We start from the raw sequence: 14338 nt of genomic DNA, 5'->3' as shown, positions 1-14338 counted from the left end.
TGCCGCGTCCATCATTTTGGCTTCACGTTGGTCCACCAACCCGCATGGGTCTCAACAGTAATAGGCAATGTGTTGGACAAAGATGTCAGCGCTTTATCCGTATCGTTCAAATAGAAAATGCCATTTACCCGCAGCTCGGCGACCTTAGCGTCGTAACGCAACCAACCGCGGCGATGTTGCGCTAAGGCATCCAATAGATCACCCAAGCGGGCGTTGTTGGCTTCGATTACGCCATCAACCCAGGCATCCGGCGCCAAGCCATTGTTGATCAGCGGCGCAATTGTTTTGTTAGCGATTTGCAAACTATCGCCCGCATTAGCCACGCGGGAATTGCCATCCGCATCAACCTGAACTTGCCCTTGGGTCACAATCAACTCACTGAGGTCACCGCGTTTGGTAATCACAAAACGCGTACCAATCGGCGTGAAGCGGGCATGGTCGGTAATCACTTGCGGCTTTTGCGCCGGCGATGCTGCGGATGAATCCACCAGAATTCGCCCGCGATGCAATTGCACGATGGTTTTGTCACCGGCACTTTCCACATCCAGGGCAACACCGCTATCGAGATAGATAATGGCTCCGCTGTCCAAACTGATTTGCTGCAACTCGCCTTTGCCAGTCACATAATCGGCTTGCCAATAAGGGAATAACAACTGCGCGATCCCCAGCAGCAACAGCACCGAAAGCGCGCTCGCAAATACAGTTTTACGCTGCCGCCGCGACTTGGCCAAGCCTTGCAAAATATCGCTGCCCTGCCGCGCCAGCGGACGCGCTGGCACCAATTCCTGCTCGACCATTTGCAGCCGTTGCCAGGCGGTTTGATGGAGCGGATTCGATTCCAGCCAGCGTGCGAAATTGCGCTGATCGTCTTCGGAAACACGGCTATCGCCCAGCACCACACTCCAGTGGCAGGCTTGATCGAGGATGTCATCCGGGATGCTATGCGCCGACTGATTCATAGGCCGCCCATCAACACCTGATAACAATGACGTAAGGCGAGTGCCAGATCTTTTTGCACGGTGCTGCGGGAGACATTTAGCTGCGCGGAAATTTCGTCATAGCTCATACCTTCGAGGCGCGACATCAGGAAAATCTGCCGTGCGCGCGGCTTGAGTTGATCTAACAAGGCATCAATCCGGGTCAATGAATCGATCATAATTAACTGTTCTTCCGGCGAGATCATCACCGCTTCCGGCGAGGATGCCAGCGCCTCCAGACAAGCCGCTTCCACTCGCTGCCGCCGATGGCGATCAATCACCAAACCATGGGCAACGCGTGCAAGGTAAGCGCGCGGATCTTGAATCTGCGCGCTATCGCCCCGCCCCAGCAAACGCACAAACACATCCTGCGACAAATCACCTGCGGTGTGTCGGCAAGCGAGACGCCGACTCAACCAGCTACGCAGCCAAGCATAGTGATCGCGATAGAGCGTCTCGATTAAAGGATGGGAAGTTTGGTTAGACATTACGGGTGCAAAATGGATGGTTTAAATATGCGCCATGCTGTCACAGATGAGATTTGTTCGCAATAAAGAGTGATTGTTTCCGGTCATTACCCCCTTAATTCGATTGAGCAAAAATCATCTACTACGAGAATGTACCCATCGAAAAAGGTCGCTTCGGGTATCCGAATTGGAGTGCGTCAACAACGCTTACAATATTATTTATCATTTTTATGCAAATTTTACTGGCTCTTTAATGGTGCTTATTTCGACGCACCTTTCCCCTAAGCCAATTCCAAATCTGAAATTTATGCACCAAAAACGGAAGGAGCTTCCTTTTGGGCGAATAGCGACCAGGATTCCTTCCCCGTCAAATCGTTTTTTTGCAGTTCCCTAATAAGTAAGAGCAATAAAGCGCCAAAATTTTAGCGCCAAAACATTGCATGAGCGCTCTTTTTTGAGGCGTTCACACCCGCTCCCCGCTCAATTGACAACGTTGACATAAGACCATAGGTTAAAAAGGAATTCAGCGTTAACTCACAACACACAAACCTTTGGGGAGCCTGTATGACACACAAAAAATACCTGACCAGACCGGTAAAGACGGTCTTAGCAACGACCATTTGCGCGCTATCGGCGGCATCTGCGATAGCGCAGACCGGCGAGCTTGAAGAGGTGGTGGTTACCGGCAAATTTCAAAAAAGTCTGCTTGAAGCTATGGACTTGAAGCGCAACTCCACCAAGGTGGAAGACTCCATTTCCGCGAAGGATCTGGGCAGCTTCCCCAGTGAAAACATCGCTGAGGCGATCCAACGCATTCCAGGTGTACAGATCTCTAACGTGAACGGCCGTGGCTCGACCATCAGTGTGCGTGGTCTTGGCCCACAGTACGCCACCACCACCCTGAATGGGCAATCGTTTAACGGCGCCGACTTCACCAGCGGCTTCCGCTTCGACATCATCCAGACCGAATTGGCCTCGGGCATCCAGGTAATCAAATCGCCGTCGGCCGATATGGACGCCGGTGGTCTGTCGGGCACGATCAATATCGATACCGCCAAACCGCTGAGCCTTGATGAAACCCAGGTGATGGTGTCGCTCAAAGGCCAGCAGGCGGAATACTCGCCCACCAGTGGCATTACGCCCAAAGGCAATATCACCTACGTCGACCAATTTTTGGATAACACCGTCGGTGTATTGTTCAGCGCTGGTTTCCAAAATCTGGATGACCGTGTTGATAACTTTTGGATCGACCGCTGGGCGCAGGACGCCGAGGGTAACAACTACGTTAGCCGCCCACGTTTTCGCCGTATCGACCGCGAAACCGAGCGTCAGATGTACAGCGGTACAGTGCAATGGCAACCCACCGCAGAACTGGATATGAGTCTGAGTGGTGTTTACACCTCCGACGATGTCTACCAGGATTTAAACCAGCAGGTATTCCTGTTCACTTCTGGCAGCGGCCGCGTAGTTACCCCTAGCAACCTGAATGAAAAAACGGGTTACTACGACACAGTGACCGCCAAAAATTTCCGTTTGGAAAATAACCGCCAGCTCGAAGACCGCACCCTTACCAGCCAAGCCATCACGGCCGATTTGAAATGGACCCAGGATGATTGGACCGTAAAAGGCGTTGTGCACCACACCGGCGGCAAGGCGGATGAATCCGAAGAAGCCATCATTCTCGGCATTAACATCGACGAAGCCGTGATCGATATCGGCAACAGAAATAACGTTTTGTTTAGCGTATCGCCAGTGTCTGCCGACAGCTCAATTGATCTGGCAACCGCGAGCCTGTACGAAGGTGATATCCCACGCAACGAATACCCTAACGGCGCTATTCGCCGTATGGAATCCACTGAAGATTCGATTCAATTGGATGTTAAGCGCGATGTCACCATGCCGTTTGTCACCGCCATTTCTGCCGGGGTGAAATACCGCACTCAGGAGTTTTCCCGCGAAGTATTCCGCCGCGACCGCGCGTCTATCGGCGAAGCTGATCCGTCAGTACTGCCGCTGATGAGCGAGACCGGCATTTTGGTGAGCGATTTTCTGGGTGGCGAAATGTCCGCACCCGGCATGTGGATAGCTCCCAACACCCAAGCCTACCGCGATGCACTGGCGGCCGAAGGCACCGTTGTTCCGATCATGCAGGCTTACCAAAGCAGCTACGACATGGATCGCGATATTTTCGCCACCTATGCCAAGTTGGACTTCGAAACCGAGTTGGGCTCAGTGCTGATGCGCGGTGATATGGGGCTGCGTTACGAAGATACCTCGCGCACACTAACCACCTACCTCACCGGTGATACCCACCCTAACAACGAAGAGATCAAAGTACTCATCGGCAGCTCGGAAACCGACTTCGATTACTCCAATGTGTTGCCTAGCCTCAACATGGTGTTCGAATTACATGAAGACGTGCAGATGCGCGTGTCGCTCGCCGAAGTGTTAGTGCACCCGATCATCACCTCGCGCACTACCCTCGCGCCGTCTGAAACTGTTAGCACCAGTGGCGATACCAAAACCTACACCATCAACCTCGGTCAGCCCAAGCTGAAACCTATGACGGCCAATCAATTGGACGTAGGTCTGGAGTGGTATTACGACGAAGGTGCTGGTTTAACCCTGAACGGCTTCTTTAAAACCGTTAAGAACGGCACAGTGGCGCAAACCGTTTGTCTGGATTCCTACAATGGAACAGCCTTATCCGGTACTGATACTGCCTGCTTTGACAGCGCTGGCAACGAATACAAAATCACTTCTACTTTCAACGCCGATACTGAAACCGACATCAAAGGTTACGAAGTGGGTTGGAACCAGTCGCTCAACAATATCCTGCCCATCGAAGGTTTTGGTTTTACTGCCAACTACACCTACGTCACTGCCGACAATGGTGCTAACGGCTTCCGTTTAGCAGACCTTTCCAAGCGCACCATCAACTTCACCGGTTACTGGGAAAACGACACCTACAGTGCACGTGTTTCCTTGAACAACCGCAGCCCTTACTACCAACCCGATAGCACTGCCGGCTTTTTCTCAAGCCAGGGCCGTACGGTGGATGGACGCAACCAAGTGGACCTGACCCTTGGCTACAACTTCAACGAGAACCTGAAGTTCAGCCTGGGTGCGATGAATATATTTAGCGAAAACGAAGAAGCTTATCGCGATAGCAGCGATGTCTTCCAAACCTTAACTGTTATTGGCTCCAGCTACTTCGCTGGCGTTACCTGGAAAATGTAAACCCCGTGTGACTTGGCCCCGTTAACGGGGCCCTTTTTTGCACGCGCGTTTAACGTCTGCCACTCAGGGCATCATCACCATGAGAAAAGTAACAATGAGAAAAGTAACAATGAGAAAAGTAAAAATTTTAGTCACCTCGTTTGCATTGAGCTTATCGCTAGTCGCTCATGCAACTAACGACTCAACCAAACCGGTACGCGATGTACTGCAACGCGTAATCGGTCAGGATATTCCCAACCTTGAATTAACCCTAAAAAATGATAAAGCCGAACTGGATTGGTTTGCTGTGGCAGCCGACAAAGGCAAAGTAAAAATCGAGGCAGCGTCGCTCTCTGGTTTAGCTTATGGCAGCTACCAATACCTGCGCGGCATAGGTGCGCTGTCCGCTAGCTGGGAAGGCAACCGCGTCGCTATTCCCACAACCCTGCCAAATTATTCGATTGCCAAAACAACTTCGCTGGTAGAAGAACGGGTTTATTTGAATGTGTGCGCCTATGGTTACACCACACCATTTTGGGATTGGCCGCGCTGGGAGCAAGAGATCGATTTGATGGCACTGCACGGCATCAACTCACCGGTTGCGATGGAAGGCCAGGAATATGTGTGGAAAAAATTGTGGCTGGAATTTGGTGCTACCGAAGCACAACTGGAACAGTATTTCTCTGGCCCCGCGTTCGCCCCTTGGCATCGCATGGGCAATATCCAATCCCACGAAACACCGATTAGCGAAAACTGGATTAATAAAAAACACCAGCTGCAGGTAAAAATGTTGGAGCGTATGCGCAGCCTCGGCATGTCGCCCATAGTTCCTGCCTTTGGTGGTTATGTGCCGTCTTTTTTTAAAGAAAAATTTCCCCAAGCAAAAATTACCAAAATGGAAGCCTGGACCGGCTTTAGCCAGGAAACCTATTGGTTAGATCCAAAAGATCCGCTGTTTAATAAAATGGCAAAACGTTTTATCGAGATCTACACCGAAACTTACGGCGCTAGCGAATTCTATTTGTCCGACTCGTTCAACGAAATGTTGCCGCCCGTTTCAAAAGAAAATCGTTATGCCGAATTGGCTTCTTATGGCCGCGCTATTTACGATTCCATCTCACAAGCAGCTCCCAATGCCACCTGGGTAATGCAAGGCTGGATGTTTGGCTCAGATAAAAAGTTTTGGGACAAACAATCTATCGCCGCCTTCTTAAAAGATATTCCGGCCGATAAAGTCATGATCCACGACATCAGCAACGACCGCTACGATGTCTGGGAAGATGCCAACGCATTCTTTGGCAAGCCTTGGGTATTTGGTTACATCCATAACTACGGTGGTAGCAACCAAGTTTACGGTGATTTCCAGTTCTATCACGATAAATTCCAATACGCCGTTAACTCATCCAAAAAAGGCAATTTGCGCGGTTACGGTATTTTTCCTGAAGGAATAAACAACAATTCCGTTGCCTACGAATACATGTTCGATGTGCCTTGGTCTAACAACCAAAACAAACCCGTAGAAGATTGGATCGCGCAATACACACTTTCTCGCTACGGCAAAAACACGCCTGAGTTACTCAGTGTATGGAATGATTTAAACAAAGCGGTTTACTCCACGCGCTACTGGCAACCGCGTTGGTGGCAAGGCTCGGCTGGCGTTTATCTATTATTCAAACGCCCCAAAGTTGACTATGTAAAATTTGAAGGCGGCCCATCGGATAGAGCGCTTCTGGGTAAATCAATTAAACAACTCATCGCGATGCAAGGGCAGTTTAAAAACGAACGCTTTTATATGCACGACCTGATCGACTTCTTCCGTCATTACGTCAGTCTGCATCTGGACAGCATGATTCAGGAAACTATTGTTGCTTATCAAAAGGGTGATATTAAAACCGCTGACCGCAATGTAAAAACCATCAAGAAAATTGTTGAACGTTTGGACTTGTTATTAGGTGGCCAATACGAAACCCTCGCCAGTTGGACTAATGATGCGCGTATTTACGCAGAAACGCCTGAAGACGCTAAGCACTATGTTGCCAATGCAAAAAAACAAATTACCACTTGGGGCGGCATTAAATTAAAAGATTACGCATCCAAAGCCTGGCAAGGTATGTACAAAGATTTTTACCTGCCGCGCTGGGAAGCTTTCTTCGACAAGTTACGCACCGCTGCGAAAAAACAACAACCTTTTGATCAGGCAAGTTACGAAGCCAACATGATCAAATGGGAAAACAACTGGGCATATGATCCTTCACTGCCTAAAGCAACCCAATCCAAAAACCCGATTAAGGATATGCAGTACATCCTGAAATTACTCGGCGACTAACAACACAACCTGCACTTGTTATTAACGACAGGTGCAGGTTGTTTTATTTTCGCTAGCGAGAAGAGTGAATATCTATGAGTAACAGTGAGCTTGCACCAGTGTTAAAACAACGACTGGACGCATTGGATATATTCCGCGGCTTGACGCTAATGGCGATGATTGTGGTCAACAGCCCCGGTACTTACGGCCAGCTGTCCCACGCCTACTGGGAAGGTTTGACCATTGCCGATTTTATTTTTCCGTTTTTTCTTTTTATTGTCGGTGTAGCTATTGCGCTAAACCTGAAACGCTTACCTGAAACAGCAGCGCAACGAAACGCTTTTTATACCAAAGTCATTAAACGCACCGCTATTTTATTTGCGCTGGGTTTAGTGGTTAATTTGTTTTACACACACTTTGCACAAATTCGTGTTGCGGGTGTATTGCAGCGCATCGCTCTGGTGTATTGCGCCTGTTCGATCTTAACGTTGCTCTTTAATACACGGCAGTTAATCTGGATTTCAGTTCTGTTGCTGATGGGTTACTGGGCGATGTTGCTGTTCATTCCCGCACCGGGAATTGCAGCGGGCACTTTAGAGCGAGGCCACAATCTTGTCAACTGGATCGACCTGCAATTCCTGCCCGGTATGCTGTGGCGCGGCACCTGGGACCCGGAGGGAATCATCAGTACCCTGCCCTCAATCGTCACCGGTTTGGTTGGTGTGTTCGTCGGTAAAATAGTGCTACGCAACGAAAGCCTGCCTGAACGTATCAGCGCTATTTTTGTATTGGGACTCTGTGTATTTTTGCTCGGATACCTGTGGAGTTTTTTCTTTCCTTTTATCAAACAAATTTGGACCAGTAGCTTTGCCTTGGCCACCGCCGGTGCTGGCACTTTACTACTGGCTTTGCTGTTGTGGACGATCGACTACAAAGGCATCCAACGTTTTACATTCGTCGCGCGCGTGTTTGGCACCAATGCGATTTTTGCGTATGTATTTCATGTGATATTGGAAAAGTTATTAACGTATAAAGTTGATGGCATCTCGTCTGTCCACAGCGTTTTTATTACCACACTGGAAGGCGCCGGTTTGGCCACAGATGCCGCTTCATTTTTGTGGATCAGTCTCTTTTTAGCGCTGTGTTTTGCACCCATTTATGTGATGTACAAACGCGGTATTTTTCTGAAGATATAAGTCGTTATCGATCAACTGCAACATAAGCTCGGTATATGATGCACTTACCTTCGCATGTATACTGAGCCTATTTTTTTCGCGCTGGAGCAGGCATTGACCTCAAAAAAGCCAAACTCAAAACCCACCATTAAAGATGTTGCCAAGATCGCGGGCGTATCATTCAAAACAGTATCCCGTGTCGTAAACAATGAAGATGTTGTTGCAGAAGAAGTGCGTGCAAAAATTTGTCGCATCATCGACGAGCTGGGCTATCACCCCAACCTGAGCGCGCGCGGCCTGCGCGGTGCTATTGCCTCTATCGGTTTTATTTACGATAACCCCAACAGCCACTACGTGACCGAAATGCAAAACGGCATTTTGAGTTTATGCACTAACGAAGGCTACGAATTGGTAATTCGCCCCTGTGATGCACGCGCCGATAATTTGGTGAAGCAAGTGCTACACATGGTTGATCGCAGCCGTGTAGGCGGTCTGGTACTCACATCACCGATTTCTGAAAACCAAAAGGTCATTGATGCCCTCTTAGCGCGCGGCGTTGAAGTAGTGCGAATCCTATCAGGTGAATTGCCGCCAGCGGGCGCCGACCTCTGCCCTTGTGTCTATGTTAATGACCGCGCTGCCGCCTACCAAATCACCCAATACTTGTTACAGCTCGGCCATAAAGATATCGCCTTTTTAGCGGGTGACGACTCGCACAAATCTACCCTCGAGCGCCAAAGCGGATTTTTGCAAGCGTTTATCGATATGGGGCTGGATACCACTCATGCACACATATTGCCCGGCAGTTATTCGTTCGATTCCGGATTTGAGCGCGGCCAGACACTGCTAAGCCAAACCATCGGAGTAAAACCCACGGCGATTTTCGGCTGTAACGACGAAATTGCCGCAGGTGCGCTCCTTGCTGCGCGCCTGAACAATATCGCCATGCCGGAACAACTCTCGATTGTGGGCTTTGAAGACTCGCCTTTCTCGCGTCAAACCTTGCCTAAAATCACCACAGCCGCACAACCCACCCGGGAAATTGCCCAACAGGCAACGCGCCTGTTGATCGAAAAAATTCGCGCGAAAAATGTGCCCGATAGCCCTCCCCCAAGTTGTGAAGCCTATACACCACAACTGGTGGTACGCGAGTCCAGCGCGGCACCGGCAAAGTAGGAAATATGATGGGTTTGCCATATATTGCAGCAAAAAATTAACGCATCACCTAAATGATATTTGCGTGCAATAAATCAACATGCATTTTGAGGAGCGCTGCACGGCTTGTGCAGCGCATCGGAGAATCAGGCTTCAATTACCTCGGCTTTAGCCTCTGGAGTTGGAGCAGTTTCTGGAGCGGCTTCTGGAGCTGCTGTTTCACAGCTCTCCATCACTTTCTGCAAATGTCCACCCAAATTCTCTTGCGCGATCCCCTGACTTGCCAAGGCCATTTGCTTGAGCGTTGCTAATGCTTGTTCAAGGCCCTGTTGAGTGAGCAGCGTGGAAGCGTAGGAGGTTAATTCCGCACCTTGTTTTAGCAGGTTAGAAAGCTGCATCAAATCAATTTCCTGCTCCAGCAATTGCTGCACATCCGCTACCAGTTGAGTGATTTTTGCGGTCTCAACCAGCGCACCTTCTACAGTGACCAATTGCCCTACTGGATCAGCAGCGAGCTTACTGGCAACGCAAGCGGCCACAGAACCCGCTTCTGCAGTCGCCACCACGGTATCCAGCCCCTGCTCACGGATAAGTTTCACCGCATCATTTAATTGCTGATGCTGGGCAAGCCACTCCTGCTCCTGTTTAACCTTTACATTCTCACCAAGGAAATCGCAGCCAGAAAGTGAAAAAGCCAGGCCGAGTGGAACAAAGAATTGTTGTATACGCATTGGAGATTCCCATAAAGAAATAGCGGCATTATATTCACCAATGAAAAATAAGTTCATCAGATGCCGAAAAAATCTTAAGGAAATACTCACGCAAGATGACATTTTGGAGGGGTTGCCATCCATGGCAGGAGAAAATTACTGCATCACCTAGAAGTTGTAACGCAGGGTCACATAGGCACTGCGCGGTTCACCAAACCAGCCTTCGCGCTGGATGCTGGTGTAATAGGTTTTATCGAACAGGTTATTGATATTCAGCGCGGCATGTAGCTGTGATGTGATTTTGTATTGCGCCATCAAATCAACCAAAGTGAAGCTACCTTGGGAGAAATTAATCCCGCTGCTATGAGTCGCATCTTGCCAGCGCAGGTTGCCGCCAATACTCAAACCTTCGATCCAGCTGGTTGGCTGGTAATGCGTAAACATTTTGAACGTTTGTTGCGGAATATGCGTGAGACGCGGCTGGCCTTTGGCATCTTTCGGATCGGCTTCGCTGAAGCCGCCGCCCAATTCCCAGTTGCTGGTCAACTGCCCGGAAATTTCCAATTCATAACCCGTAGTTTCAGTACCATCAATGCCCTGATAAACATAGTGACCGGTCGGGCCGCGGTTGATTCCACCATTTGGGCCAGGAACATATTCGGGCACATTGTCTTGCAGGGTTTTGTAGTAAGTCGCCAACAGATTTAATTTATTATCAAAAAATGCGAGCTTGGCACCAGCCTCAGTGTTTGAACCTTCGGCGGGCTCAAGCAACATACCGGCAGCATCGTAGTTGGTGCTGGGCTTAAAAATATCGGTGTAGCTGGCGTACAGAGATAAATATTTATTGATGTCCACCACTATGCCCGCGTAGGGCGTAACCACCGAAGAATCCTTGCTGGTTGCACCAACATCAGTGACACCATCAACATCTGTATAGTCGTAACGGGTTTCCCAATTACTCACGCGGCTACCGAGAATTATCGATAGGTTATCAACCGGTTTCACGCGCGTTGCAACATAGAAGCCGCTTTGTTTTTCCATGGTGTAAGTACTATCACCAATCGAACTCACATCCAATTTTGGAAACTTGCCGGTTTTAATCAGCGCGTCCAAATCGTCGATAGGCGCATCGGTATAATTGTAAGAACTCCCGTTTTCTTCTGAGTCGTAGTAGCTACCACCAACAACCAAATCATGTGCACGACCAAATAATGTGTATTTACCCACCGCATGCAAATTGATTGAGTTTTGCTCCGGTTCACCTGCCCAACGGCCAGCGGATACTGTATCTACATCAAACCAACCACCAGCCAATGCGGTAGTGGGCATAACGCTGTCATATTCACGTTTTGATTTTTCCAGATCGAGTTTTACTCGCCAGTCATTTTCAAAATAGTGCTCAACCGTAGAAAATATCGAAAGATTTTCGCGCGTGTGATAACCCCAATCCGGATTTAAATTAGTAGTGCGCGAAAAATTAGTCGGTGTGCCATCAGCATAAAGAAGTGGTGCACCGAAACGATCGCCACCGGTAGATTTGTGATCCTGATATTCAATGCCGACCGACCAAATAGTTGCATCAGTTAAATTAGTTTCGAGCACGCCGTAGAGAATCTTTTTTTCCAAACCGAGGCGATCAACAAAACTCTCGTTGTCTTGCCAGGCAGCAACCAAACGGCCGCGAATTTCACCATCCGCAGTTAATGGCCCACTCACATCTGCCTCAGTGCGATAGTGATTCCATGAACCGTATTTGCCGGCAACATACGCTTGAAATTCAGTGGTCGGTAATTTACGCACGAGGTTAACGGCGCCCGATGGCTCACCCACTCCATTCAACAATCCACTTGCACCGCGCACCACTTCCACACGATCAAACAGCGCCATATCGGCGATATCATTTTGGAAACCAAAACGCGTCGAACGAGCAACACCATCCACCTGATAATTTTCTAGTGGGAAACCGCGCGCGTAAACCATGTTATTGTCCGAACCCAAAGGGCCAGAAGTATTCACCACCAAACCAACGGTGTTATCAAGAACTGAAGCAATTTCGTTCATGCCCTGATCTTCAATGCGCTGACGCGTTACTACAGTGACGGATTGCGGTGTTTCGCGAATGGATAAATCCAATCGCGTTGCAGTGTTGGTTAAACCTGTGGTGTAAGAACCTGTGCCTTCGGTGGTGCTTTCAACACGCACGGTTGGCAATAATCCACCGCTCGCCACGGCTTTTTCCAGACGATAACTGCCGGTGGCAGATTCATAGCGCACCGCGAGGCCAGAGCCTTCCAACAACTTGGCGAAACCTTCATTCAAATTGTAAGTGCCGTTTAATCCCGCTGATTGGCGATTGGGAATTTCTTTTGGATCGAAGATCAAGGCAACGCCGGCAGCGACGGCAAAGCGATTTAAATTATCAGCCAATGAACCGGCAGGAATATCGTAGCGACGCTGCTCGGTTGCGACTTCAGTCGAATCCGCGGTAGCAGCTAGCACTGGTAAGCTGGATGCGCCAAGCAAGCTAACTGCCAAAAGCAGTGATGGGACAATCGATAAAGAGGATGGGACTGCTACGCGGGAACGCGCGCCCAAAAGTGTGTGTTTCATAACAAGAGCGTCCTGATGTTCGGATGATTTTTGTGTACATCCCATAGCCGGACGACGGCAAAAAAAGTGCAGAAAACTTTTTGGATTTTTTTAATGCGGTGCAAATCGATTAAAAATTTTACTCAGTCGGTTCGACGCTCACCCAATAACGGCTCATGCTCGCCAGACGAATGGGAAAACGGCCAACCAGAATTGCCAGCGCGCGATCCGTATCTTTTAGCGGGAAAACACCAGAGACACGAATTGCCGATGCTGCTGGCGAGCAGCGCAACACACCGGTGCGGTAGCGCGCTAATTCAGCGATCACTTTGCTGAGCGACCAGTCATTCACCACTAGCGAACCCTGTGCCCATGCTTCCGCATTGGGAGCCATAGTTTCAGGGGAATTAGTTGCTTGTTTGTCGAACCGGATTTGCTGGCCGGCGTTGAGCTGCAGTGTTGCCGTTGAATCTTGCGGAGTAATTTCCACCGCGTGTTCCAACACCGTCACCTGCGTGTGCGATTCCATATCGCGCACAATAAACCGCGTACCCAAAGCCTTGATGCGCCCGTGGCGGGTAAGCACTTCAAACGAACGCGCTTCTGTTTCCAATTTGCCGGTTTGAATAATTATTTCGCCGTGCAGCAATTGCAGTCGGCGGACGTTGCTATCGTAATGTTGATTGACTTGGGTCGCGGTATTGAGGATCACCAAGCTGCCGTCGGCAAGTTTAAATTCGCGCTGTTCGCCGCGACCGGTTTTAAAGTCGGCGAGATAAGTTTGCCAGGGCTGCTCGCGCCACATCAACGCGCTGCCGCCCGCACCGAGTGCGAGCCACATCATGCCTTTGACCACTGAGCGGCGTTTTGCCCCCAGTGCGGTCAATGTCGGTATAGCGATAGAACTCGGTGCACCGGCCACTGAGGACAGCAGATTTCCGCGCACCGCATCCAGACGCGCCCAAGCATCTGCGTGTTGTGGATGTGCACTGCGCCAGTGTTCGCAGTCACTGCGCTCGGCCTCGGTAGCTTCACCGGAGCTGAGCAGTACATACCAATAAATCGCCTGCCGGCGCACTTGCGGATCAATTGCCGATGCCGGAATGGTCATTGTGCGGCAACCAAATCAAAGCAGTGATCAAAGGCCACTGCCATATCGTTTTTCACCGTGCGCAAACTGATATTCAAACGCGCGGCAATTTCGCTGTAGGTCAGCCCATCAAGTTGCGACAACAAAAACGTGTGACGAACCCGGGGCTTGAGACCATCCAATAAGGTGTCGATACGGATAAGGGTTTCAAGCATCGCCGCCTGACTTTCTGCCGATGGCCACTCCGCTTCCGGCAGGTTTGCCAAGGCGTCCAGATAAGCCCGCTCCACTGCGCGATGACGGAAAAAATCCACCAACAATCCACCGGCAATGGTGGAGAGAAAACGGCGCGGTTCGCGGATTTCCTTGGTCGGACTCGCAACATGGTGGGACTTGAGGATGCGAATAAAAGTATCGTGCGCCAGATCCTCGACCTGCGCTGGGCAATCCAGTCTCCGCCGCAGCCAGCTTTTTAGCCACGAGTGATGATGGACATACAAGCTGCTGACATCGGCTTGTTGGTCAAAATGGGCACCGGACATGGGAGGGTTCCGCGCAGGAAATTAATATCTGGATAATAAAATAAGAATAACGATATCAAATGATAACTATTCGCATTTTATGGCATGAAAAGTTGCAATAGCAACC

Annotated in this window: 10 protein-coding genes; 4 read left to right on the top strand and 6 right to left on the bottom strand. The window is 49.8% G+C overall.

Going from position 1 to position 14338, the window contains the following annotated elements; genetic code table 11:
* Nucleotides 1-11 precede the first annotated feature (11 nt).
* Both AAGC78_RS00650 and AAGC78_RS00645 read right to left on the bottom strand, forming a co-directional pair.
* Nucleotides 12-959, bottom strand: a complete 948-nt coding sequence (locus AAGC78_RS00650) for a DUF4880 domain-containing protein (RefSeq protein WP_435782089.1) — start codon at nucleotides 957-959, stop codon at nucleotides 12-14.
* Complete coding sequence (locus AAGC78_RS00645; RefSeq protein ID WP_435782088.1) at nucleotides 956-1465, bottom strand: sigma-70 family RNA polymerase sigma factor; 510 nt, start codon at nucleotides 1463-1465, stop codon at nucleotides 956-958. Before AAGC78_RS00645 ends, AAGC78_RS00650 begins: the two co-directional genes overlap by 4 nt.
* Nucleotides 1466-2008: 543 nt before the next feature.
* Here AAGC78_RS00645 and AAGC78_RS00640 point away from each other — a divergent pair.
* The 4 genes from AAGC78_RS00640 to AAGC78_RS00625 all read left to right on the top strand — a co-directional run bounded on the left by AAGC78_RS00640 (nucleotide 2009) and on the right by AAGC78_RS00625 (nucleotide 9319).
* The gene (locus AAGC78_RS00640; RefSeq protein ID WP_435782087.1) at nucleotides 2009-4684 is read left to right on the top strand and encodes a TonB-dependent receptor; all 2676 of its coding nucleotides are present in this window, start codon (nucleotides 2009-2011) and stop codon (nucleotides 4682-4684) included.
* Nucleotides 4685-4793: 109 nt separating this feature from the next.
* Entirely contained in the window at nucleotides 4794-6989 is a 2196-nt protein-coding gene (locus AAGC78_RS00635) for an alpha-N-acetylglucosaminidase (protein WP_435782086.1), read from the top strand.
* 74 nt (nucleotides 6990-7063) lie between these two features.
* Nucleotides 7064-8164, top strand: coding sequence for an acyltransferase family protein (locus tag AAGC78_RS00630; RefSeq protein ID WP_435782085.1), 1101 nt, complete (start codon nucleotides 7064-7066; stop codon nucleotides 8162-8164).
* A gap of 93 nt (nucleotides 8165-8257) precedes the next feature.
* Nucleotides 8258-9319: a LacI family DNA-binding transcriptional regulator gene (locus tag AAGC78_RS00625; protein ID WP_435782084.1), complete on the top strand. Its 1062-nt coding sequence runs from the start codon at nucleotides 8258-8260 to the stop codon at nucleotides 9317-9319.
* Nucleotides 9320-9444: 125 nt separating this feature from the next.
* Here the strand turns inward: AAGC78_RS00625 and AAGC78_RS00620 are convergent, their stop codons facing one another.
* From AAGC78_RS00620 to AAGC78_RS00605, 4 genes are all read right to left on the bottom strand, one after another.
* Nucleotides 9445-10029: a hypothetical protein gene (locus AAGC78_RS00620; protein WP_435782083.1), complete on the bottom strand. Its 585-nt coding sequence runs from the start codon at nucleotides 10027-10029 to the stop codon at nucleotides 9445-9447.
* 147 nt (nucleotides 10030-10176) lie between these two features.
* Nucleotides 10177-12621, bottom strand: a complete 2445-nt coding sequence (locus tag AAGC78_RS00615; protein ID WP_435782082.1) for a TonB-dependent siderophore receptor — start codon at nucleotides 12619-12621, stop codon at nucleotides 10177-10179.
* 118 nt (nucleotides 12622-12739) lie between these two features.
* Complete coding sequence (locus AAGC78_RS00610) at nucleotides 12740-13711, bottom strand: FecR domain-containing protein (protein WP_435782081.1); 972 nt, start codon at nucleotides 13709-13711, stop codon at nucleotides 12740-12742.
* Complete coding sequence (locus AAGC78_RS00605; protein WP_435782080.1) at nucleotides 13708-14232, bottom strand: sigma-70 family RNA polymerase sigma factor; 525 nt, start codon at nucleotides 14230-14232, stop codon at nucleotides 13708-13710. The genes AAGC78_RS00610 and AAGC78_RS00605 overlap by 4 nt, the downstream gene beginning before the upstream one ends.
* Nucleotides 14233-14338 lie beyond the last annotated feature (106 nt).

This window comes from Cellvibrio sp. (assembly GCF_039207905.1).
In the GTDB taxonomy this organism is placed as follows: Bacteria; Pseudomonadota; Gammaproteobacteria; order Pseudomonadales; family Cellvibrionaceae; genus Cellvibrio.
This window is presented reverse-complemented; position numbering and strand designations above follow the sequence as displayed.

Coding starts and splice junctions, on each gene's coding strand:
- AAGC78_RS00650 (WP_435782089.1), bottom strand. CDS start 959: ATGAATCAGTCGGCGCATAGCATCCCGGATGACATCCTCGATCAAGCC.
- AAGC78_RS00645 (WP_435782088.1), bottom strand. CDS start 1,465: ATGTCTAACCAAACTTCCCATCCTTTAATCGAGACGCTCTATCGCGAT.
- AAGC78_RS00640 (WP_435782087.1), top strand. CDS start 2,009: ATGACACACAAAAAATACCTGACCAGACCGGTAAAGACGGTCTTAGCA.
- AAGC78_RS00635 (WP_435782086.1), top strand. CDS start 4,794: ATGAGAAAAGTAAAAATTTTAGTCACCTCGTTTGCATTGAGCTTATCG.
- AAGC78_RS00630 (WP_435782085.1), top strand. CDS start 7,064: ATGAGTAACAGTGAGCTTGCACCAGTGTTAAAACAACGACTGGACGCA.
- AAGC78_RS00620 (WP_435782083.1), bottom strand. CDS start 10,029: ATGCGTATACAACAATTCTTTGTTCCACTCGGCCTGGCTTTTTCACTT.
- AAGC78_RS00615 (WP_435782082.1), bottom strand. CDS start 12,621: ATGAAACACACACTTTTGGGCGCGCGTTCCCGCGTAGCAGTCCCATCC.
- AAGC78_RS00610 (WP_435782081.1), bottom strand. CDS start 13,711: ATGACCATTCCGGCATCGGCAATTGATCCGCAAGTGCGCCGGCAGGCG.
- AAGC78_RS00605 (WP_435782080.1), bottom strand. CDS start 14,232: ATGTCCGGTGCCCATTTTGACCAACAAGCCGATGTCAGCAGCTTGTAT.